Origin of the sequence: Paenibacillus andongensis, from assembly GCF_025369935.1 — a bacterium.
GTDB classification, from domain to species: domain Bacteria; phylum Bacillota; class Bacilli; order Paenibacillales; family NBRC-103111; genus Paenibacillus_E; species Paenibacillus_E andongensis.
Map to the genome: position 1 here is coordinate 3,376,302 of NZ_CP104467.1, position 23,021 is coordinate 3,399,322.

Below are 23,021 nucleotides of genomic sequence, written 5' to 3' on the forward strand. Positions count from 1 at the left end.
CGACATGAAAGCCATCGTGAAACCAACTGCCCATCTACAAGGGGAAATAAATGCTCTCTCCTCCAAAAACTACACAACCCGCTATTTGCTAATAGGAGCACTTGCAGACGGGACGAGCACCATCTATTATCCGGCTCATAGTGAAGACAGTGATGCCATGAGACGCTGTGTTCGTAATTTGGGCGCCATTATTGAAGAAGATGATGAGAAAATCGTTATTACGGGTTTTGGTAAGCATCCCAAGCATGTTTCTGAGCTGAATGTAGGTAATGCCGGTGCTGTACTTCGCTTTTTGATGTCGACAGCTGCTTTTTGTCCTGATTTGACTTTTGTAAATACATATCCGGAGTCACTGGGGAAGCGACCGCATAATGATCTCATTGATACTTTGCAACAAATGGGTGTGGAAGTGCAACATTCTAACGGACGTCTGCCGATAACTATTAAAGGGGGACAACCGCGCGGTGGCAAGCTCACTGTTTCCGGTAATGTCAGTTCTCAGTTCCTAAGCTCTCTCTTATTTATGACACCTTTGCTAGAAGAGGATAGTGAGATTGAAGTGCTGCATGATTTGAAATCCAAAATCATTGTAGGTCAAACACTGGAAGTATTAGAACAGGCTGGTATTATCGTACACGCCAGCGAAGACCTTATGCACTACCGCATTCCAGGTAGACAATCCTATCAAGCCAAAGAATATGTCATTCAAGGCGATTACCCGGGGTCTGCAGCGATTCTAGCAGCTGCGGCAGTGACGAATTCAGACGTACGAGTTCTTCGTCTTGAAGAGAACAGCAAGCAGGGTGAGAAGGCTTGTGTAGATGTCTTGCGAGCAATGGGTGTCAATTTAACTCATGACAATGGTGTAGTGCATGTTAGAGGCAACCAAAAGCTGGTTGCTGGTGAGTTTGATGGAGATCACTTTACAGATGCTGTGCTTGCAATGGTTGCAGCAGCTGTATTTGCAGAAGGTACTTCTCGTTTCTACAATGTTGAAAATTTACGTTATAAAGAGTGCGACCGTATCACCGATTATTTGAACGAGCTGCGTAAAGCTGGAGCCGACGTAGAAGAACGCCAAAGTGAAATTATCGTGCATGGTAAACCACAAGGTGTTACAGGCGGAGTCGAAATTAATGCTCATTTCGATCACAGAGTGATTATGGCTCTTACTGTTGTTGGTCTTCGTTCTGAGAAGGGTTTGATCATTCGTGATGCCCATCATGTGGCCAAATCCTACCCGCAGTACTTTGATCATTTACGTTCTATTGGTGCTCAGGTTGAACTTGTGAGTGAGACATAGATTCCCAAAACAACGAATGGGTGAGTCAGCATGACGATTATTTGGCAGGGGTTAAAGGTGACGTTCGGTTTCTTCCTCGTTGTTGGACTTGTGTTTGCTAGCAGTGTATTTGCCGTATTGCTGTATGCTAAAGCGACTGGTAAAGAACCAGCGTTATTTGCGTCCAGTCCTGCGATACTTGCCGCTAAGCCAACAGCATCCGTGAAAGTCAATGAGGTTGCTTCTCCGTCGCCGGCTATCCAGATGAAAAAATCAGCAATGATTGATGCGCCTGTCTTTGCTCAACTACCAGAACTGCCAGCAGGTTGTGAAATAACAAGTTTAACGATGATGCTGCAGTATCATGGAATTACAAAAAGTAAAATGGAACTTGCTGCAGAAATGCCCAAGGATGACACACCAGCTACTATAAATGCAGACGGCTCAATTGCTTACTGGGGAAATCCGAACACAGGTTTCGTAGGCGATGTCACTCGGAAGCAGAGAGGTTTTGGCATCTATCATGCCGGTCTATTTCCACTGTTGAAATCGTATATCCCTCAAGCCATCGACATTACGGGTGAGTCCTTCGAATTGTATGAACAGCAGATTGCGAATGATATTCCGGTTATTATTTGGACCACAATCGATTTCAACAACCCTTACAAATGGGTAACTTGGGATACACCTAAGGGACCTATCAAGACGACATATGCTGAGCATGCTGTATTATTGGTAGGATATGATGAGAATAATGTATACTTGAATGATCCATTAAGCGGAAAAAAGCAAGTGCAGGTAAACAAAAATCAGTTTATCGACAGTTGGACCGCAATGGGAAAACAAGGTCTCACGTACCTGAAAAAATAGGAGGGAAACAGATGACGACATTTGAAAATCCGTCAAGAGAGCACATCAAGGAAATCCTAGCGAGTGCAGGAAATATTGCCGTAGTAGGTTTGTCTGATAAACCAGATCGTACATCTTATATGGTTTCCGCGGCTATGCAAAGCAGGGGGTACCGGATCATTCCTGTCAATCCGAACGCCACTGAAATACTAGGCGAGAAATGCTACGCTTCTTTATCTGATATTCCTGAAACCGTGGATATCGTCAATGTGTTTCGCCGTGCTGATCAAGTGGTTCCTGTCGCTGAAGAAGCCGTCAAAATTAATGCAAAGGTTTTCTGGCTACAGCTCGATATTGTGAATGAAGAAGCTGCACGTATTGCCAGCGAAGCCGGGTTAGAAGTCGTTATGGACCGCTGCATTAAAGTGGAAGATGCGATTCTAAATCCTCGAAATAACTAATATTATGGACAAAACTAAAAACCGCTTTTCTCTTGCCAAATAGGTAAGGGAGAAGCGGTTTTATGTATGTTCGGAACTATGCTTTTAATATATCATGGTCGACGTAACGTTCACCATTTAATTCACTAATCACATTAATTGCTACTTTAGCACCATCACCGGCCGTAACAATTGTGTGCATACTAACTCCTGCTGTAGTACCTGCTGCCCATACACCTTTAATGCTGGTGTTGCCTTGCGCATCTGCATCAACGACTGTTTTGATGCGTGGTTCTGTTCCAGGCCTCGTCTGAATGCCTGAAGCTTCTGCAAGCTCAACGGACAGTCCTGTTGCGAGAATAACATGTTTTCCTTCGTAAGCTTCGTTGTCCGTCGTTACTTGGAAACCTTCTTCGGTTTTTGTCAATTGCTCCGCCTTGCCTTGTACGAATTCAGTTCCGAATTTAGCAGCTTGTTTCTTCCCGATTTCGACTAAATCAGGCCCTGCTATCGCTTCTACGCCATAATGATTCTCGACCCACGCTCGTTTAGTGACACTTTGATTGTTGTCAATGACAAGCGTCTTTTTACCTGCTTTTGCTGTGAATAGGGCTGCACTAGATCCTGCTGGGCCTGCTCCAATAATAATTACGTCGTATGTCATTACGGTAACTCCTCCTACAAAGAGAATGGGGTACAAAAGAATTATGGCATAGCGGGTAATTCATAGTCAATTTTCTAAAGACCAACCCAATGGCTTCCATTAATAAAAAATCAACAAGCGGAGAGAATAAAAAAGGCCCCAAAAAAGGTGTCCAAAATATGAGAGTCCGAGGAGGATTTACACATGTACAACAGTAACAGCAACTTTGGGAATGCTTCCCAGGGTTATCAATCTTCACAAGGTTTTCAGGGGAATAATGCGCAATATCAAGGTTACCAAAAACAGTACCAGCCTATTGGGGCTGTACAATCTTTCTATAATCAATCTAACGCTGGTCAAACCAACCAAGGATACAACCAAGGATTTAATCAAGGATTCAATCAAATGAATACTCAAGCAGCTCAAGCCACTTCTCAAGAATCTTTTCACACCGCGAATTATCGTGGAAATCAACCAGGCCATGATGCATACAAACGTGGCGATTCTTCGTCGCCATCTTGGCAACAGCAGCAGTCCAGCGTCCAAAGCGGATATTCATCTTATATCCCAATGAACAACCAATTTGGATCTAACCAATCCCAACAATATGGTTATTCCTCCTCTCAACAACAGCAACCCTTTGTTTCTAATCAGTACGGCAGTTCTATGCAGTCAAATCAACAACCGTATGAACAGGCATATGTTTCACCAAATGCTTTCCACACAGCGAATTATCGTGGGAATCAACCTGGACATGATGCGTATAAGCGTAGTGATTCCTCAATGCCTTCTCAACAATCCTTCCAAACAGGCTTTGGATCACAACAAAGCATGCAACAAAGCTTTCCACAACAGCCCCTTCAATCATTTAATTCCGGATTTAATAATCCAACCCTGGGGCAACAATCCGGATACAATTCCTCGTTTTAATAGGGGAACTGTTTTGAATGAGTTTAGGAGCAGGTCGAACGCCGACCTGCTTATTTTGTTTTGACAAACAGGCTAACAAGCTTTACGATTTGATAAGAGAGGGCTTATGCTTACGATGCAAGTTTTCTTCGAAAACGCTAAGCTTATGCTTACGATGTCAGTTTTGCTAAAGCAAAACGCTTAGGAGGTAGCATACGTTTGAACTGGATGGGGAACTTACAACAGCTTGGCCGCTCATTAATGCTGCCTACCATTGCGCTTCCTATCGCTGCTGTGTTGCTTCGTCTAGGGGATCTACCTTGGGATGTCATTCATGCATCTAGCTTAGGGGATATGCTGCTGTTGGCTGGGAATACGGTCTTCGATTATATACCGATCATATTCGCAGTTGGTGTTGCGCTAGGCCTTACAGAGAGCGCTGGGATTGCTGGTTTATCAGCCATGCTGGGCTATTTTATGTTCACAAGACTAATTGAACATGAGCTGGGGACTCAATTTCAACTGGGCGTGCCAGGTGGGATATTAATTGGATTACTGGCTGCTATTATTTATCATCGCTGTAAAGAGATTAAGCTCCCGGAATACATACAATTTTTCGGTGGCCCCCGTATAGTTCCGCTTATTATGGGGCTATCTACGCTGGTAGTGTCTTATATTATGATCATTATTGGCCCCTACTTAGAAATGGGGATGGGCAAGCTCTCCAACTGGCTGCTTGGATTAGGCGGTATAGGCGCTTTTGTTTATGGTATCGCGCATCGTCTTCTGGTACCGTCGGGTTTGCATCATATTTTGAATAACTTTTTCTGGTTTCAAGTAGGTGCTTATCAGACACCAACGGGGCATATGGCTTATGGGGATTTGCCTAGGTATTTTGCCGGGGATCCGACAGCTGGTTTGTATATGGCCGGATTATATCCCATTATGATGTTTGCCCTCCCAGCAATCGCTTTTGCAATTATTGGGGAAGCGCGGGAAGATTTGAAGCCGAAGATTAGGGCCACATTCTTGACGGCAGCGCTAGCTTCTTTTTTAACCGGCGTCACTGAGCCTATTGAATTTGCGTTTCTCTTTGTAGCTCCGTATTTATTTGTTATTCATGCGATTTTGTCTGGAGCGGCCATGTGGTTGGCTTATGAATTGAATATTCACCACGGTTTTTCGTATTCGGCCGGTGCCATCGACTACGTCATTAATTTGCACCTATCGCATAACGGTTTACTGCTGATACCGATCGGTATCGTTTATGGGCTTCTCTACTATTTCTTGTTCCGCTGGGCCATAAGGCGGTTCCAGATTCCTACGCCAGGTAGAGAAGAAGGATCTTCACTTGAAGAGTGGGCAGGCGATATTCCATATCGATCTCCACTTATTTTGCAAGCACTCGGTGGGAAAGACAATATTAAGAAGATTGAAGCCTGCATTACCAGATTGCGTCTTACACTTGTCAATGATCGTTTGATGGACATCACGGCATTACGACACTTAGGAGCAGCAGGCGTCATCCGTCTTGGAGGAGGCAATGTTCAGGTCGTGTTCGGAACATTCTCAGAGCTAATTCGTGAAGAGATTATGAAAGTATTGCGCAAAGATATTCATGTAGTGTTATTTACATCGCCAATGCAAGGACGCATGATCCCGATTGAAGAAGTACCTGATCGTATCTTTGCTTCGCGTTTGGTAGGAAACGGCGTTGCTTTTATTCCCGAGAAAGGAGAACTGGTTTCTCCTGTTGCCGGGACCATTATGCACATTTATCCGACGATGCACGCCCTTGGCATCCAGACCGAAGAAGGTTTGGAGGTCCTGCTGCACATTGGCATCGATACGTCTAGTTTGCCGGGTAAATGTTTTAATGCAGTAGTAAAAGAAGGCGATCACGTGGAATCGGGGCAACTGCTTGTTAAGTTTAACTATAATAAAGTTAAAAAATTCGCTTCATCGATGGCGACACCGATGATTATTACGAATCCCGATCTTGTTAAATCCTGGAGCTTTGCTCCATTTAAAGCTGTCAAAAAAGGCCAAGGTTCTGTGATGTCTGTTGTCCTAAAGCCTACTAAACAAACGGGGGGGACGAATGGATGATCAGAGGAATAGGAGCGTCTTCAGGGATCGCAATGGGTCAGGCTTTTGTCATACCTACATGGGAGTGGGATTTTCCTGAGAAAATGATTGATGTCACCGATTTGTCTTATGAATTTGAACGTTTGTATGATGGTATTCGATCTTCCAAAGATGAGCTAGAAATCATTAAGCAAGAGATTAAGGATGTAGTTGGGCAAGATCAAGCCTATATTTTTGATGCACACTTGGCGATTTTGGAAGATCCCATTTTTATGAACGAAATTCAAGGGATTATTGAACTGCAGTATAAGGCGGCAGAAGTTGCTGTGAAAGAAGTTATCGATAAATTTGTCGATATGTTCAATCTCATTGACGACGAATATATGAAGGAACGAGCGCTTGATATTAAAGATGTCGGAAACCGGCTTCTGAAGCACTTGCTCGGCGATACAAGCGGGGCGGTACCACCGATCGATCATCCTTACATTTTGGTCGCCAAAGAGCTAACACCGTCTCAATTGGCTCATTTGGATCCGGCTAATGTGCTTGGACTACTTACGATTCTCGGTGGCACGCATTCGCACGTATCCATTATGGCGAGGGCAATGTCCGTACCATATGTGCTGGGTTTGGAAGGGAAGCTTCTGCGGCCCATTCAAAATGGCGATTTCCTAATTATTGATGGACAAGAGGGTACCTTATACATCAATCCTGATAAAATAACGATTGAGCGGTATCAAGCACGCAAAAAGAATTGGCTCGAGTTCAAAGAAAGCTTGCAAGAGATAGCTGACGTTGCTCCCGTAACGTTGGACAAGAGCTATGTGAATTTACATGCCAATATCAATTCCGTGCTGGAAATCGATCAGGTTTTACGTAACGGGGCTTCAGGGGTAGGTTTGTTCCGGACGGAATATCTTTACATGGACCGCGATTCTCTGCCCAGCGAAGACGAACAGTACGAAGTATATCGTCATGCTGCTAGGCAGCTTAAAGGTCGTCCCATTGTCATCCGAACGCTCGATATTGGCGGAGATAAAAAGCTCGATTATTTGCCGCTTGCAAAAGAAGATAACCCATTTCTGGGGTATCGGGCGATTCGTATTTCGCTAGACCGTAAGGACCTATTTATGACACAGCTTAGAGCGATTCTCAGGGCCAGCCACTACGGTAACGTGAAAATAATGTATCCTATGGTCACTTCCTTGGATGAGGTTCGTCAGGCTAAGGCTCTTCTCGAGAAAGCTAAGGCGGAATTGCATGCACAAGGCTTGCCCTATAATGCAAATATTGAAATTGGATTAACGATTGAAGTGCCCGCCGCAGCGCTCATTGCAGATGTCCTTGCAAGTGAAGTGAATTTTATGAGCATTGGAACGAACGATCTTGTTCAATATGTATTAGCTGTGGACAGGATGAATGAAAACATCGCGCATTTATATAATCCCTATCATCCGGCAGTTATTAGGCTTCTCAAACATGTGATCGACTCGGCCAAAAGTGTAGGAATTCCCGTAGGCGTTTGTGGTGAAATGGCGGGTGACATCCGAGCGCTTCCGATTTGGTTGGGATTGGGAATAGAAGAACTAAGTATTTCCGTGCAGACACTTTTACAAGTGAAACACCGTTTATTAAGCAGTGATGCTAAAAAGTGCAAACAGTTAGTCGATGAAATTCTAGTTTGCAAAACAAGTGATGAAATCATAGAACTGCTTGCTCAAACCGAACAAACAGAATCCATAGTAGGAGGAAACTAGCATGGAATTGACAGGAACGAAAGTGTTAGCTTTTGTTGATGAAGAGTTTGAAGACTTGGAAATGTGGTATCCCGTTTTACGTTTGCGTGAATCTGGGGTCGTAGTGGATATTGTCGGCCCTAAGGCAGGAACCTTGTATCATGGTAAATATGGTGTACCCATTACGACAGACTATGCCTTCAGTGAAGTAAAGTCTTCCGATTACATTGGCCTATATGTTCCAGGAGGATGGGCGCCTGATAAGCTTCGTCGTTATCCGGACGTAATTCGTCTAACGCAGGAGTTTCACGCAGCAGTTAAACCGATTGCTCAAATCTGTCATGCAGGTTGGGTGCTGATTTCGGCGAAAATTGTTAAGGGGTACACGATGACGTCTACGCCAGGCATTCGAGATGATCTCGAAAATGCGGGAGCAACTTGGTTGGACGAAGAAGTGGTTGTCGATCGCAACATCATTTCTGGGCGTCGCCCACCAGACCTTCCCGCATTTTCCAAGCGATTTGTGGATGAACTTATTCAATTTAATAAACTACAGGAAAAATAACATTCCACTACCATAGGTGGCAAAAACTACTACTCTTCATTCGGCAGGAAATCGATTAAAATCGTAGAATATCATAGTACAAGCAACTCATGTACATGCCGCCCGCAAAGTAGAAGGAGTGTTAGAATGCAAAAGTATTGTAAGTGCGGACGCACGATGAACCTTCGTCTTCGTACGGTTATTTATCAGAACAAAGTCGACATTGAGAATGTACCTATTTACTCATGTGAAGCGTGTGGACGCAGTGAAGTTGTTCCTCATGTCAAACCCGAACTTACCGGTTTAATCGGTAGGCTGGGGAGTAAGCCTGAGAAGCAGCAGCTCTTTTTTCATGAACTTTCGGAGGTTGCTTTTTTACTGCTGAAGGTGACTGAAAAAGAGCATATGAATGATTCCATGGAAAAGATCGTTGAAGAACGGATCAATGAACTTTTGGACATCCTATTGCTAGCACAATCGCTGGGTGATGAACCATGGACCGAAGAAATTCGCAAGCGGTTATCGCAAATCACACAGAGTGCAATTTCGACATAAGCAGTATGTGGCCAATCCCAATGGGGGTTGGCTTTTATCATAATGTGTACATCTTTTGAAAAACATTGAAATTATTTTCAAAGCATTTTCAATATACATTGCAAGATGGATTAATTTGTCGTATCATAACGATAATATACTAGGATCGCAGAATACTTTTGAAAATGGAGAGAGTAACCGTGACCGTAACCATTTATGATGTAGCAAGAGAAGCAGGAGTTTCGATGGCAACCGTTTCTAGGGTTGTAAACAACAATCCTAACGTTAAGCCACAAACACGTAAGAAGGTTTTTGAAGCCATTGAACGACTTGGTTACCGCCCTAATGCGGTAGCAAGAGGTTTAGCGAGTAAGAAGACAACGACAGTCGGTGTTGTCATTCCCGATATTTCCAATTCCATTTTTGCTGAAGTAGCACGTGGGATTGAGGATATTGCCAATATGTACCATTACAATATCATTTTGTGTAATGCGGACAAGAAGAAAGAAAAAGAAATTCGTGTTATTAACACCTTGCTTGAGAAGCAAGTTGATGGATTGCTCTTTATGGGTGGCGTAGTAACAGAGGAACATACACAGGCATTCCGTACGTCTTCCGTACCAGTCGTTTTATGCGGCACGAAGGATGAGAACCAAGCAATGGCATCCGTTGATATCGATCACGAGAAAGCTGCTTTTGATGCTGTGAATGTGCTAATTGAAGCCGGTCACCGTGACATTGCCATGATATCCGGAACTCTGCATGATCCAGCGAATGGATTTGCGCGTTATCAAGGTTACAAAAAGGCATTGGATGCAGCAGGTATTCCACTGCGTGATGAATATGTTCGCATTGGGAACTATCGTTACGAGTCAAGTGTAGACGCTGTGAATTATTTCTTGGAGCTTTCACCAAGACCAACGGCAATCTTTTCCGCAACTGACGAGATGGCGATTGGTGCTATTCATACGATTCAAGACAATGGACTCCGAGTACCGCAAGATATCGCCGTCATTAGCGTGGATAATATTCGCATGGCTTCCATGGTTAGACCGACTCTAACGACAGTAGCACAACCGATGTATGATATCGGCGCCGTGTCGATGCGTCTTCTAACGAAGTTGATGAATAAAGAGTCAACGGATCATATGCAGGTTATCCTGCCGCACGAAGTTATTTATCGCAACTCCGTTACACAATCTTAATCAAATCAAACCTCTAAGCGAGGTCATTCCTTCGGGGATGATCTCGGTAGAGGTTTTCTCATGTTGATAAGGGAAAGAGGATAATGAAATGACATGGAATAAACTTGCTCTTATCGGAGCGATGAACGAAGAAATAGAGCTGCTCGTTTCGCATATGACCGATGTACGTGAGACGGTCAAAGCTGGTATTACGTTTCGTGAAGGTACGTATTATGACAAGCAAGTTGTCGTATGCCGGACAGGTGTAGGGAAAGTGAATGCGGCAGTGACAACTCAAATTTTAATTGATAACTTCGGCGTCGAAGCTGTTATTTTTACGGGAGTAGCGGGAGCCTTAGATCCAGAACTGAATATCGGAGATCTTGTGATATCGAGTGAATGCATGCAGCATGACATGGATGTTACTGCGCTTGGGTTTTCTCGCGGCGTCATCCCTTATGAAGCGAAATCCATCTTCGAAGCGGATAGCAAGCTTGTTGAGTTGGCTGTTGCTTCTGGTGAAAAGCTGTTTGCAGGCAAGGTTAAAAAGGGGAGAGTACTCTCTGGAGACCAGTTTATTGCAAGCCGGGAAGTTGTTGCCAGCTTGTACGAAGAGCTTGGCGGCGTTTGTGTTGAAATGGAGGGAGCTTCGGTTGCTCAGGTTTGCTCGATGAATGCCACTCCTTATGTCGTGCTGCGATCGATGTCCGATAAAGCAGATGGGTCAGCTCATGTTAACTTTGCCGAGTTTACGGTTCAGGCATCGGAGAATTCGTACAAAATGGTTGAGGATATCGTGAAGCATCTCTAAACATGAAAAGAGCTCAGAATGTCGCCGAAATGGCGGTTCTGAGCTTTTATTCTACTTCAGATACATCATAGCAATTTCCTTCGTTTGCCGGTTCTTCTCGGCAATCGCTTGGCGCCTCGGAATCGGCGCCCAAGCCTCTACAGGGTCCAGCCACGTATCCACCAGCTGGACCGGGCTCTTGCTCTGCCAGGCGTCAAGCCACGCCTGTGGCAGCTTCAGCTGGGGCTGCGCCGCCAGCTGATCTAAGATCGCCTGCTCGCTCATGACGAGCCAGAGCAGGCTCCAAGCCCGCGGTACGACTCGCCAGATGTCGTACCCGCCGCCTCCGAGCGCTATCCAGCGCCCTTCGCACCACTGGTGCGCAAGGGAGTGGATCAGCTCGGGCATAGCCTTGTACACGCGCATGGAGCAATGGACATGCGCGAGTGGGTCGAAAGCATGGGCATCGCACCCATGCTGCGAGATAATGACGTCTGGCTGGAAGCGGGCAATCGTCTCGGTAAGCACCTCGCCGAAGCACTCCAGCCAGGACTCATCCTCGGTGTAGGGCTCCACCGGTATGTTAATGTTCGTGCCGAACGCGTCGCCTTCGCCGCGTTCGTTCACGGCGCCCGTGCCGGGGAATAGATATTTCCCCGTTTCGTGAATAGAAAGTGTGCATACCTGAGGATCGGCGTAGAAGGCCCACTGCACGCCATCCCCATGATGCACATCTGTGTCGATGTACAGCACCTTAGCGCCGTACATCTCTTTGGCGTACGCAATCGCCGCTGACGCGTCATTGTAGACGCAGAAGCCTGCGCCCTTGCTTTGCAGGGCGTGGTGTAATCCGCCGCCCAGGTGAAGGGCGTGCGGAGCCTTACCAGACATCACCAGCTCGACAGCGGTGATGGAACCGCCTACGACCTTCGCCGTGGTATCATGCATCCCGGCGAAGTAGGGCGTATCCTCGGTGTCAAGTCCGAAGCGCGATGCTTCCCGGACCCAGCGTTCCTCCGGCACGGAACAGCTAAGCGCTTTCACCGCTTCCATGTATGCGGGGGAATGAACCCGCAGCAGTTCGCTATCTGTTGCGGAGCGAGGGGACCACAGCGCGCTGTCAGGGAGCGCGCCGGCTTTTCGCAGCAGATCCACCGTCATCGTAAGGCGAGCTTGATTGAATGGATGGTTTTCATTAAATTTATATTGAATTTCTTGATCATCATAGATAAAGACAGGACTTGCCTTCTTGTTCATATCCCTAATTCCCCCGAATGGACTAACAATTTCGCTTGAAGCCCTAGAAATCCTGCGATTACTTAGAAATTAATACATGAAACGCTGCTGAAAACGAATACGATCAAACTGCTCAACGGAAGAGATCGGCACCTTTTTACCGATTCTTACCATAAGACAGTTGGCTGGATGGGAGCATATTTCGGGGTCGTCCGTAGCGAACCAAATCATGTCGACACTTTTCATCAGCTTCTCCATCATTTGACGGTATTCCCAGACCGTTAATTTGCTAGTTTCCAAGTCCCAATGCCAATAGTACTCCGTGGTGAAGCAAATGATATTCTCCATTTGCTCATCTTCAAAAGCGAGTCGAATCAACTTTTTCCCTAAACCAATGGATCGGTAGTCGTCTGCAACTTCTATGGCGCCTAGTTCAATTAAATCCTGCATATGACCTTGTGACCAACGCTCAATCTCGTCTGGATAGTGAAAGGTGACATAGCCGACAATGGTGGAACCTTCTCTTGCTATAATGATACGTCCTTCGGGCAACTGTGCGATTTCGACTAGTGCCTCTAACTGTTCCTTAGGTCTGCGGAACGCATCTAATTTGGTATGCATAGTTAACTCTTGCAAGCTTTCTGCTGAAACAGGGCCTTCTATGATAATTTCGGGCTGATCAGGAGCTGCTCGCAGGCTGTGTGAGTGGTATATTTTGATATGCTGCATAACCTTAGCTCTCCTTTTGAAAAACAGCATGATGAACGTTTCCTTTTCCGTTAGGTCATAGTATTCTTATACCAAACTTTAGGTTGAATTAAAAGACGAATTTTTAACATAGGCGAATATTTCCTAGTATGATATAATAGAATATGTCAAAAATCGATCACATTTTGCTTAAATAAATCAGTAAAGTGAAAGTGAAAGCGATTAATATCGTGAGGAGGGTTTTACGTACATGGATCAAATGAAAGTTGAACTCATTGAAGCTGTATCCCCTAATCCTAACATGAGCAATTATGAACAGACGCATGCGACATTTGACTGGAAAGACATCGAGAAGAGCTTTTCCTGGTATGAAACAGGTAAAGTTAACATGGCATATGAAGCGATTGACCGTCATGCCGACTCATCCAAAAAGGATAAAATCGCTCTTTATTACAGCGATAGTCAGCGAGAAGAAGCAATCACTTATGGACAAATGAAAGCGAAATCTAATCAATTTGGTAATGTACTTCGAGGACTTGGTGTTGGCAAAGGCGAGCGCGTCTTTATTTTCATGCCACGTACACCGGAACTGTACTATTCGTTGCTTGGTACACTTAAAGTAGGTGCCGTTGTTGGGCCATTATTTGAGGCTTTCATGGAAACAGCAGTCAGAGACCGTCTGGAAGATAGTGAAGCCGTAGCGATCGTTACGACGCCAAGTTTACTATCGCGTGTTCCTTATAATGAACTTCCACATTTGAAGCATGTCATTCTCGTTGGAGACAATGTGGAGCTAACTGAAGGACAAGTTGATTTCTATAAAGAGATGGAAAGCGCTTCAACCGAACTTGACATCGAATGGCTGGATCGTGAAGATGGATTAATTATCCATTATACGTCTGGTTCGACGGGTAAACCGAAAGGTGTCTATCACGTACAAAACGCCATGCTTCAACATTATTATACGGGTAAAATTGTATTAGATCTTCAAGAGGACGATATTTACTGGTGTACAGCGGATCCAGGTTGGGTAACAGGTACCTCCTATGGCATCTTTGCTCCATGGTTAAATGGTGCAACGAATGTCATTCGCGGTGGTCGCTTCAGTCCTCAAGATTGGTATAATACACTTCAAAAATATAAAGTAACTGTTTGGTACAGTGCGCCAACTGCTTTCCGTATGTTGATGGGTGCCGGTGATGATGTGGTTACTGGGTTTGATCTGTCTTCGCTTCGTCACGTACTTAGCGTAGGTGAACCGTTAAATCCCGAAGTTGTACGTTGGGGGCTAAAAGTTTATAACCAACGTATACATGACACTTGGTGGATGACAGAAACAGGTGGACAACTCATCTGTAACTATCCATCCATGACGATTAAGCCTGGTTCCATGGGGCGTCCAATTCCGGGTGTCGAAGCGGCTATTATTGATGATGCTGGGAACGTTTTGCCTCCTAATCGGATGGGGAACCTAGCTATCAAAACGCCATGGCCTTCGATGATGCGTAAAATTTGGAATAATCCATCGAAATACGAAGAATATTTCCGTTTGACAGGTTGGTACGTTTCCGGTGATTCGGCTTATCAGGATGAAGAAGGTTACTTCTGGTTCCAAGGCCGTGTGGATGACGTGATTAACACAGCAGGCGAGCGGGTAGGTCCTTTCGAGGTGGAGAGTAAGCTCGTTGAGCATCCTGCGGTTGCAGAGGCTGGGGTTATTGGTAAGCCTGACCCGATGCGTGGAGAGATCATTAAAGCGTTTATTGCTCTGCGTGAAGGCTTCACACCATCTGATGAGTTAAAAGCGGACATTTCCAAGTTTGTTAAAGAAGGGCTTTCTGCCCATGCAGCTCCTCGTGAAATTGAATTTAAAGACAAGCTGCCTAAGACACGCAGTGGTAAAATTATGCGCCGTGTTCTTAAAGCTTGGGAGCTCAATTTGCCAACTGGCGACTTATCGACGATCGAAGACTAATAAGCAAAGCCTTCCTTGCACTGGATTTCTTGGTGTGAGGGAGGCTTTTTAATACTTGCATACGCTTTTAGAAATAAAACAGACCCGGATATCCGGGTCTGTTTACATCGTGATTTAATTGTTATAGGCGATAGCAGCCGATGGCTTAGATTCACCTGCATCATTGACTGCCGTTACTTTGTAATAACCGTTGTAAGCTGCTGCGTAGTAATGAAATTCGGTCGCATCATCAACAGTACCAAGCTTCTTAAACGTTCCTTTTTCTTTATCACTAAAATAAACGTTATACTTTTTTACTTTATCCTTGGCTGCATTAGCTTTCCAGGTTAACATCACACCTGCACCATCAGCTTTGGCTTTAATACCTGTTGGTGAAGCAGGTAGGTCTTTTGTATTTCCATTATGACCGTTGTCGGTTCCTGCGGGTTCACCGATTCCACCATTTGAGCCTGATGGAGGGGGAGTAGCTCCAGGAACTTGACTGCCATCGACAGAAGGAACGAACAGAGAATCTAGCGAGCTTCCATCTGTGTAGGAGGAGCGGCTAGGTGCCGATTCTTTCCCCGCCACATCAACTGCTGTTACATAATAACCGATTAAGCTAGATCCGGGGACTTGATCACTGAATTTCGTCTCAGCGCCTGCCAAGACAACTTTGCCGCCCATGAGCTGGAACTTGCCGCGGTTATCGGAACGATATATGCGATAGCCGACGATATCCGGATTCGGACTTGCCTGGAAGGCAATGGTTGCTGTATCACCGGACTTCGTTGTTACAACGTTCGTTGGTGCTGCAGGCTCTTTACCGTCATCAACCCGAGGGTCAACCTCGGAAGGTGCGTCATCGTCATAGTCTATAGGCTTATAATTATCGATCGGTTTACGACTTTTTTCGGGAAGTTTACTCATCGCTACTTCGATTTCTTTAAGCAATTGACTAATCGATTTTTGTCTTTTAATAACCGTTTTCTCTTGCACGAAATCTGCCGGCGTATTGTCTTGCGCCATGTAATTTAGTCCGCCAAATGAACTGATTTTCATCCGAACCATCACATTGTCGGCTTCAGTTGGAACGTATTTCTTGTTGAAAAGATCAGTAACCAAAAGATCGAATTTCGTCGTTAATTCGCTCGGCAGCTTACCTGATAAGCTGGATACGGTTGCTGAGACAATTCCATCCGGTTTAGCAAAAGTTTTGGTAGGGAATAACTCTGGTTTTTGTTCGATGGTTCGGTTCATGATGAGTGCCCATATATCTTTGGCGTGATAAGTTTGATGCGCTTGCGATGATTTCGTCGACGATGACAATTTATTAATCGGTTGATCATAGCCGATCCATACGCCAACCGTGATATCTGGGGTAAAGCCCATAAACCAAGCATCAGCATCGTCCTGCGTAGAGCCTGTTTTGCCTGAAATCTCAATTTTGCCGTATGATTTATAGTTTTTCATTAAATCTGTCGCTGTACCTTGGCTAATCACCGTTTTCATCATATCCGTAATTAGATATGCACTTTGTGGAGAGTAGACAGGGGTTGGCTTCTGATCATGTGTATAAATCGTTTTGCCATTCGAATCTTTGATTTCGCGAATCATAAACGTTTCGTTAAATACGCCTTTATTCGGAATAGAAGCATACGCGCCAGTCAGTTCCCTCACTGAAGTTCCTTTGCTTAAACCGCCGATTACACCGGTCTGCGCAGCGTAATCTTCTTTTTGAATCGATGTAATTCCGAGTTTCTTGGCAAAGTCCCATGCCTCATTAATCCCGACTTTATTCAAAAATATATCAATGGCAGGGATGTTGTAAGACTGGTTTAGAGCCTTTCTTGCTGTCATTAATCCGTGAAACTTATGATCCCAGTTTTCAGGAAGATGGAAGCCTTTGACCCCGTCTTTTAGAATAATCGGAATATCATCCACGACACTGGCCGGTTGAATGGCTCCTTTTTCTAAGGCTGGTATATAAGCGGCAATAGGTTTCATTGTTGAACCCGGCTGTCTGAATGCTTGTGTGGCGTGATTGAGCTGCTCTTCGAAGAAATTGCGGCCCTCAATCATCCCTTTAATAGCTCCGGATTTGGAATCGATCATGATGGCCCCAACTTGTTCCATGCCTTTTTTATCATCATTAGGGGCGAAGTTTTTATCGTTACTCGATATTTCATGCATGGAATCATAAATCGTCTTATCAATGGTTGTATAGATTTGATAACCGCCGCGTAAGAGCTGAGTATGTATGCCTTTTAATGCTTCATTATAAGCGGTTTGGTTTTTCTTCGGATCAAGTTCAGGTTTCTGGAGCTTTAACAGAATTTCGGCTGCTTCTTTTTCTGTTTCAATCATTAGGTAAGGATAAGTCGTATAAGCCTTCTGAGCCGCAGGGGGCATGGAAGCTTTGAGATCAAACTTAAGTGCTTCTTGGTATTGCTCGTTCGTAATTTTCTTTTCTTCCAGCATCCGTTTGAGTACTAATTGTTCACGCGTAACCGCTTTTTTAAAACCATCTTCATCAAACTCAGGCTTACTCGTGAATGCGGAGTACTGCGATGGGGATTGCGGCAGACCAGCTAAGTAAGCTGCTTGAGCAACGTTTAACTTATCCAAATCGTCGATGTTGAAGAGACCCTTGGCAGCTGCTTTAATCCCATATAGATTATAGCCTGTCGCGCCATTGCCATAAGGAATTTTGTTCAAATAAGCGAGCAAAATTTCATCCTTGGACATTAGGCGCTCCATCCGCAGTGCGAGCAGCAGCTCTCTTGCTTTACGGCCATCATCGCGGTCTAGTGTAAGAAATACCCGTCTGGCAAGCTGTTGCGTAATCGTACTGCCACCTGTTTGAACTTCCTCGTTCAGCAGTTTCTGAGTTACTGCGCGATAAAGTCCGCGGATATCGATCCCGCGATGATTGTAGAAGTCTTTGTCTTCAATGGCGAGGACAGCGTCTAGTAGAAGCTGCGGAATGTCATCTAGCTGAGCGAGACGACGGTCTTCTTCCGTTCGCAATTGCCCTATGACGGTATCATCATTAAAGTAGGCAAAGCCTGTGACTGCATTTTCCTGCATCTGCTGGCGTATGGATTCTTCGGTGCGTACAGGATCTTTTTTGACTAGGGCACTCACATACCCGAATGCCGCGGATCCACCGACAATTCCGGCCAAAAAAGCACAAATGATGGTCCATTTTAAGGTAATCCAAGTTACTTTGAATGTTGTTCTCACCCAAGGGCGATTCCATTTAGCGAAAAAATTGCGCATAAGTTCCAATATCCTCCTTACATGAACCCTAATAGTATACCATAATTGCACCTTATGCGGTAATGATGAAGCGAAGAAACGATGCCGACATGGTTTGACAACAGCTAGAAACATGTGATAAATTTTTATCAAATGCGTAGAAAGATCAGCAGTAGGTAGCTTGTGGATGCTTTCAGAGAGCCGGTGGAGGGTGCGAACCGGTACCTGCAGGTTAGTGAATTACGGTCTTGAGCAGTGAATGGGAACCTGCAGCAACTTCAGCTGCACAAGTAGTATTTGCCGATTTAACCCCGTTAAAGGTTCTTGAGTGAAAATAGCTAGCCGTGCACATAACACCTGTTATAGATGTACGTAACTACTGTTTTAATTAGGGTGGTACCGCGAGTCAAGTCTTCTCGTCCCTTTGTGGATAAGAAGGCTTTTTTTTGTATTTTAAGGATAAAAGGAGATGGATGAACATGGATATTTTGAAGGATTTGGAGTTTCGCGGGCTGCTTCATCAAATTACAGATCGAGAGGGCTTAGATAAAAAGCTTAACGAGGAGCGTGTTACGCTTTATTGCGGCTTTGACCCGACTGCGGACAGCTTGCATATCGGTAGTTTGCTGCCTATTTTAACGCTGAGACGCTTTCAGCTCGCTGGTCATGTTCCTTTGGCACTTGTTGGCGGAGGAACTGGTCTGATTGGTGATCCAAGCGGAAAAGCCAATGAGCGCACACTCAACGGGCCAGAAGTTGTCGAGGCATGGTCACAAAGCATTAAAAATCAGTTATCTCGCTTTCTCGATTTCTCCACTGAGATTGAAAATAGTGCAGAGCTTGTCAACAATTACGATTGGCTAGGATCGCTGAACGTCATCGAATTTCTTCGTGATGTAGGCAAAAATTTTACCGTTAATTACATGTTGGCAAAGGATTCTGTTGATTCACGGATTTCCAAAGGGATTTCTTTCACAGAGTTCAGCTACATGATTCTGCAATCTTACGATTTCCTGAAGCTCAATGAAACGAAAAATTGCTCTGTACAAATTGGTGGAAGTGACCAATGGGGTAATATTACGGCTGGTCTTGAGCTAATTGGCAAGTCCACAGAAAACCGTGCTTACGGCGTAACATTACCGCTTGTGACAAAGAGTGATGGGCAAAAGTTCGGAAAAACAGAAGGCGGAGCCATTTGGTTGGATGCAACCAAAACATCTCCTTACCAGTTCTACCAATTTTGGTTGGGCACAGCCGATAATGATGTCATCCGTTTCCTGAAATATTTTACTTTCGTTTCGCATGAGGAAATCGAACGTCTTGAAGAAGAAGTACAGGCTCAGCCTGAGAAGAGAGAAGCTCAGAAATTACTTGCCCGCGAAGTTACGAAGCTTGTACACGGTGGAGACGCGTTAGAAAGTGCTCTTAACATTACAACAGCTTTATTCAGCGGTAATATTCAGGAGCTTTCTCGTACGGAGATTGAAGAAGCGTTCAAAGATGTTCCATCTACAACCATTGACCAAGATAATATTGCATTGGTTGATTTACTGATTTCCGTAGGAGCGGCACCGTCCAAACGTCAAGCGCGTCAAGATATTGAAAGCGGGGCAGTCACGGTCAACGGTGTGAAAGTGACGCAATTCGATGCAGTTGCCAGAGATTTGGGCAGGCTCGGAGAATCTTACATTATTATTCGCCGCGGTAAAAAGAATTACTACCTAGTACAGTTTGCTTAATATAAAAATAAGCCCCTCAGGGAAATCCCTGAGGGGCTTGCTTTTATTAACGGCTGTAGAACTCGACGATTTGTTTCTCGTCAATTTCTTGTGGAAGCTCAGAACGTTCTGGCAAACGGATGTACTTGCCTTCTACGCTTGCGTCGTTGAACTCAAGGTAAGTTGGCAGGTAGTTACGGTTAGCAAGAGCTTCTTTCACTGCGGAAAGACCTTTGCTTCTTTCACGAAGAGCAATAACGTCGCCTGTAGATACGATGTAAGAAGCGATATCTACTTTTTTGCCGTTCACAGTTACGTGACCGTGAGCAACTAGTTGACGCGCGCCTGCGCGGGAGTTGGAAAGACCAAGACGGTAAACCAGGTTGTCCAAACGGCTTTCAAGCAAGACCATGAAGTTCTCACCGGCAATACCTTTAAGTTTGGAAGCTTTATCGAACAAGTTGCGGAATTGCTTCTCGTTCAAACCGTACATGTGACGAAGCTTTTGTTTTTCATTTAATTGAACGCCATAGCCGCTCATTTTTTTACGTTGTCCTGGGCCATGTTGACCTGGAGGGAATGGGCGTTTCAAGTCTTTACCGTTACCACTCAAAGAAATACCAACACGACGGCTTAATTTAAATTTAGGTCCTGTATAACGTGACATTTAGGAAAAACTCCTTCTTTTCAACAATTAGTTTAGTAGATAGCATCTAGATGTCAGGGTGAAGACAAGTGCCTGGTTTTGCTTGCGAATCATACTGTGATTCCCTGACAAGAGTAGTTCAGCCGCTGTCTTGGCAGGAGCAAAAGCAGTGAGGGTGATCACAAATGGCATTCACCGAAATCATGTTGTTACTCGACTTCTAATTTTATTAAAAACAGGTCCGTGTGTCAAGTCTCAATCCTTTAAAGTGATTCTAAAATATCAGTGCAATAAGCACAGAAAAATAGTATGATATATGAGGTAAGATTTAGCCTGGATCAATAGGACTACAGTTTGTTGGTGAAGGAGAGCCTATGAGTGAATCACTTCGTAGTATGAAACAACATAGTCGTGCAGAACACTTCGAAGAGTTTCTTCGGCAAGGACTTGTTCTTTCTAGCAGCTTTTCCTATTGGGAATCTAATTGTCATCAGGTAGTACTAGATGCTTTTGATGAATGGATTCACCAATTCGGGCAAGCGATGCTACCGCCTCAAACCGCACTGTTATGCGTAAATACGGATCTTAAAGTGGTTAATGCTTGCTCCAATGATACACTTCTAACTGATGCTTTGCTGCAGGTAGGAGCATCATGGAGCGAAGTCGAACGCAATGACAATCCACTTGCACGATGTGCTGCGAATCCCAAAATGCATATAATGACAAGCGAAGAAATGAGCGCAAAAGAACTGAAGTCAGTTATGGCTGCTTCGATTCCAGTCCTAGATCCACTAGGGAATCCAATTGTATATTTGGGACTATTTTCCCATACACTTGAAGAAGTAGACGAACTTACACAATTATTTTATATCCTTTCACTTTCGTTCCAAGGCAGTGTGCAAAGCGTGGCGGATCGTCGTAAGTACGACCATTTATTTATGCAGCATCTGAATAGGGAACTTGAGTTTAAGAAGCATGATATATTATTTGAGGCTTCTAAGAAGCTATACGCCAAAATTGATGTCGATTCGGTATTGACTGAAGTCATTGCGTGCATGCATAGCGTTTACCCCAATATACAAGTAGATTTATTGCTTTCACAAGATAATGACTCTACGAATCTATCCGTGAAGCCTTTGAATTTCCAAAGTACAGAGGATGACATACGAACACGGGCTTTCATGGAAGGACATGTTATATTTGAACCTTCATCCGAAAGCAGTGGTCCAAGATCAGGTCATATAGCTGCTCCATTATCAGGCAAGCAGGGTGTATATGGTGTTTTATATATGACGTTTAATAGAGAGTTGATTCACGCTTCGGATTTGCAATTCATATCGTTGCTTGCAGATACAGCGGGGTCTGCTTTTGAAAACGCTAAGTTGTATGAACAATCCAATTTAATGATTAACGAGCTTCGACTTATTAATGAAATCACCAAGCAGTTAAATCAGAGCTTACGTTTAAATGAAATCTTTAATTCAGCATCGAGCGAGATTTTAAGTATTTTCGGAGCGGATTATAGTTGTATTCTGCAAGCGGATAAAAATAGTGAGAATTTAATCGTACAAGCAACTAATTTGCCTGCGATGTTTCATGAGACCTTTACCATAGGTCAAGGCTTTTCTGGCGTAGTCTATACCTCCAAAGAACCGATTATTATTTCGGACTATTGGAGCAATGACAAGATCGAGTCAAAGCTGATGAAGTTAACGAACTCCCGCTCGCTTATTGGTTCGCCGATTCTCGTGAATGGACAAGTTGAGGGCGTTATTCTAGTCGTGCATAGCAAGCCCAATTTTTTTTCCTACGATAACTACAAATTGCTGCAGGTTCTTTCGGGGCATATCGGCCTTGCCATGACGAATGCTTCCCTGCATGCTGAAGTGAAACGGATGGTTATTACAGACAATTTGACAGGACTTTATGTACGTCATTATTTGGATGAACAGGCTAATTCGATGCAAAAGAAGGATTTTTGCGGTTCACTCATCGTAGTTGATATTGACAATTTCAAACAAGTTAATGATACTTACGGTCATCAGGTGGGCGATAAAATCTTGATCCAGGTAAGTCAAATTATTAAAACTAGTATTAGGGATAGTGATATCGCAGCAAGGTGGGGCGGGGAAGAGCTAGCGGTCTATTTACCTCAAGTTGCCAAGGCTCAAACGATTCGAATTGCTGAACGTATTCGTGTTCGTGTTCTTGAGGAGACTAATCCGCAAGTAACCGTTTCCTGTGGTGTTTCGGATTGGAATTGGGAAGAAGATAAGATTAGTGTAGAATCACTGTTCTATAGGGCAGATATGGCTCTCTATCAAGCGAAAAATAACGGTCGTAACCAAATTCGAATCGGTTAGTAAAAAGCACTTGTCTAAGGACAGGTGCTTTTGCTTCGCTCTAACACTTTTCACATCAAGAACGCGGTTGCTCAACTTGCAAAAAATGTCGATAAAAGCTATCTTATCTAATAAATTTACATTGGTAGGGTAAACT

General features: G+C 44.4%; 18 protein-coding genes and 1 other annotated feature. Of the genes, 13 read left to right on the top strand and 5 right to left on the bottom strand.

The annotated features are described in order from the left end of the window. Positions 1–4 precede the first annotated feature (4 nt). From aroA to NYR53_RS14860, 3 genes are read left to right on the top strand one after another with little or no spacing between them, the layout of a single operon-like run. Positions 5–1,303 (top strand): 3-phosphoshikimate 1-carboxyvinyltransferase, encoded by a 1,299-nt coding sequence (aroA, locus tag NYR53_RS14850; RefSeq protein WP_261305870.1) that lies wholly within the window; start codon positions 5–7, stop codon positions 1,301–1,303. 30 nt (positions 1,304–1,333) lie between these two features. Continuing rightward, positions 1,334–2,152 carry a C39 family peptidase gene (locus tag NYR53_RS14855; protein WP_261305871.1) on the top strand — a complete coding sequence of 273 codons (819 nt, stop codon included), beginning with the start codon at positions 1,334–1,336 and terminating at the stop codon, positions 2,150–2,152. A gap of 11 nt (positions 2,153–2,163) precedes the next feature. Continuing rightward, positions 2,164–2,592, top strand: coding sequence for a CoA-binding protein (locus NYR53_RS14860; protein ID WP_261305872.1), 429 nt, complete (start codon positions 2,164–2,166; stop codon positions 2,590–2,592). 76 nt (positions 2,593–2,668) lie between these two features. On the opposite strand, the gene NYR53_RS14865 is transcribed toward NYR53_RS14860, so the two are convergent. Continuing rightward, a complete protein-coding gene (locus NYR53_RS14865) occupies positions 2,669–3,235 on the bottom strand; it encodes an NAD(P)/FAD-dependent oxidoreductase (RefSeq protein WP_261305873.1) in 567 nt (188 codons plus the stop codon). Positions 3,236–3,418: 183 nt separating this feature from the next. Here NYR53_RS14865 and NYR53_RS14870 point away from each other — a divergent pair, with 183 nt between their 5' ends. From NYR53_RS14870 to NYR53_RS14900, 7 genes are all read left to right on the top strand, one after another. Further along, on the top strand, positions 3,419–4,144 hold the full coding sequence (locus NYR53_RS14870) for a hypothetical protein (RefSeq protein ID WP_261305874.1): 726 nt from the start codon (positions 3,419–3,421) through the stop codon (positions 4,142–4,144). A gap of 198 nt (positions 4,145–4,342) precedes the next feature. After that, complete coding sequence (locus NYR53_RS14875) at positions 4,343–6,232, top strand: glucose PTS transporter subunit IIA (RefSeq protein WP_261305875.1); 1,890 nt, start codon at positions 4,343–4,345, stop codon at positions 6,230–6,232. Next, positions 6,229–7,968 carry a phosphoenolpyruvate--protein phosphotransferase gene (gene ptsP, locus NYR53_RS14880; protein ID WP_261305876.1) on the top strand — a complete coding sequence of 580 codons (1,740 nt, stop codon included), beginning with the start codon at positions 6,229–6,231 and terminating at the stop codon, positions 7,966–7,968. Before NYR53_RS14875 ends, ptsP begins: the two co-directional genes overlap by 4 nt. A 1-nt stretch (position 7,969) precedes the next feature. Beyond that, on the top strand, positions 7,970–8,512 hold the full coding sequence (locus tag NYR53_RS14885) for a type 1 glutamine amidotransferase domain-containing protein (RefSeq protein WP_261305877.1): 543 nt from the start codon (positions 7,970–7,972) through the stop codon (positions 8,510–8,512). A gap of 126 nt (positions 8,513–8,638) precedes the next feature. Next, a complete protein-coding gene (locus NYR53_RS14890; protein WP_029195585.1) occupies positions 8,639–9,046 on the top strand; it encodes a hypothetical protein in 408 nt (135 codons plus the stop codon). A 179-nt stretch (positions 9,047–9,225) separates the two neighbouring features. Further along, positions 9,226–10,230, top strand: a complete 1,005-nt coding sequence (gene ccpA / locus NYR53_RS14895) for a catabolite control protein A (RefSeq protein WP_261305878.1) — start codon at positions 9,226–9,228, stop codon at positions 10,228–10,230. Positions 10,231–10,318: 88 nt separating this feature from the next. Continuing rightward, positions 10,319–11,020, top strand: coding sequence for a 5'-methylthioadenosine/adenosylhomocysteine nucleosidase (locus NYR53_RS14900; RefSeq protein ID WP_261305879.1), 702 nt, complete (start codon positions 10,319–10,321; stop codon positions 11,018–11,020). 51 nt (positions 11,021–11,071) lie between these two features. Here the strand turns inward: NYR53_RS14900 and NYR53_RS14905 are convergent, their stop codons facing one another. Together NYR53_RS14905 and NYR53_RS14910 are read right to left on the bottom strand one after the other, a co-directional pair. Next, positions 11,072–12,256: an acetoin utilization protein AcuC gene (locus NYR53_RS14905; RefSeq protein WP_261305880.1), complete on the bottom strand. Its 1,185-nt coding sequence runs from the start codon at positions 12,254–12,256 to the stop codon at positions 11,072–11,074. A gap of 69 nt (positions 12,257–12,325) precedes the next feature. Then, on the bottom strand, positions 12,326–12,964 hold the full coding sequence (locus tag NYR53_RS14910) for a GNAT family N-acetyltransferase (protein WP_261305881.1): 639 nt from the start codon (positions 12,962–12,964) through the stop codon (positions 12,326–12,328). A gap of 229 nt (positions 12,965–13,193) precedes the next feature. Here NYR53_RS14910 and acsA point away from each other — a divergent pair, with 229 nt between their 5' ends. Further along, positions 13,194–14,918 carry an acetate--CoA ligase gene (gene acsA, locus NYR53_RS14915; protein WP_261305882.1) on the top strand — a complete coding sequence of 575 codons (1,725 nt, stop codon included), beginning with the start codon at positions 13,194–13,196 and terminating at the stop codon, positions 14,916–14,918. Between the two features lie 114 nt (positions 14,919–15,032). Here the strand turns inward: acsA and NYR53_RS14920 are convergent, their stop codons facing one another. Further along, the gene (locus tag NYR53_RS14920) at positions 15,033–18,179 is read right to left on the bottom strand and encodes a transglycosylase domain-containing protein (protein WP_261305883.1); all 3,147 of its coding nucleotides are present in this window, start codon (positions 18,177–18,179) and stop codon (positions 15,033–15,035) included. Positions 18,180–18,307: 128 nt separating this feature from the next. Further along, positions 18,308–18,585: a binding site (T-box leader), on the top strand. A gap of 52 nt (positions 18,586–18,637) precedes the next feature. Between NYR53_RS14920 and tyrS the strand changes: the two genes are divergently transcribed. After that, the gene (gene tyrS, locus NYR53_RS14925; RefSeq protein ID WP_261305884.1) at positions 18,638–19,897 is read left to right on the top strand and encodes a tyrosine--tRNA ligase; all 1,260 of its coding nucleotides are present in this window, start codon (positions 18,638–18,640) and stop codon (positions 19,895–19,897) included. Positions 19,898–19,943: 46 nt separating this feature from the next. Here tyrS and rpsD read toward each other — a convergent pair whose 3' ends face one another. After that, positions 19,944–20,543 carry a 30S ribosomal protein S4 gene (gene rpsD, locus NYR53_RS14930; protein WP_047672586.1) on the bottom strand — a complete coding sequence of 200 codons (600 nt, stop codon included), beginning with the start codon at positions 20,541–20,543 and terminating at the stop codon, positions 19,944–19,946. A 374-nt stretch (positions 20,544–20,917) separates the two neighbouring features. Between rpsD and NYR53_RS14935 the strand changes: the two genes are divergently transcribed. Then, positions 20,918–22,885 (top strand): sensor domain-containing diguanylate cyclase, encoded by a 1,968-nt coding sequence (locus NYR53_RS14935; protein WP_261305885.1) that lies wholly within the window; start codon positions 20,918–20,920, stop codon positions 22,883–22,885. Positions 22,886–23,021: the final 136 nt, after the last annotated feature.